This window comes from Pseudoflavonifractor capillosus, assembly GCF_016902575.1.
GTDB lineage: Bacteria > Bacillota > Clostridia > Oscillospirales > Oscillospiraceae > Enterenecus > Enterenecus capillosus_A.
In genome coordinates, this window is sequence record NZ_JACSNZ010000138.1 from 1 (window position 1) to 329 (window position 329).

The 329-nt window shown below is 61.4% G+C and carries 1 protein-coding gene; it reads left to right on the forward strand.

Annotation, left to right across the window (positions count from 1 at the left end):
- Nucleotides 1-258: hypothetical protein (locus H9X86_RS12245; RefSeq protein WP_204901763.1), on the forward strand; the 258-nt coding region annotated here is incomplete at its 5' end.
- Nucleotides 259-329: the final 71 nt, after the last annotated feature.

Here is a 329-nt window from a genome sequence, read left to right on the forward strand (position 1 = left end):
CAGCCGTTCCAGGCTGCCGGAAGCCTGGGTTTCGGCGGCTGGGAACAGCCGCAATGCCAGGGGAAGGCCCGGACATGGAAACTGCCCAGCCGTAGGGCCAGCTGCCATGCTGACCTGGAGCGGTGGCACAAGCAGAAACAGCAGGAGGTGTTCCGGGCCGTGGATATGAGATGCAATGCCAGCCTGGTATCAAGGGGGGTACCTAGGGGGGAACGCCCTAGGCGGCTTTTTCGTCTATTTTTGGCCGGACAAAAATAGACCCCCAGCGGGTAGCGTCCTGCCAGGCTGACAAGGCACATCTGGGGAGGTTGGGAAAGAGAACGTGTGCA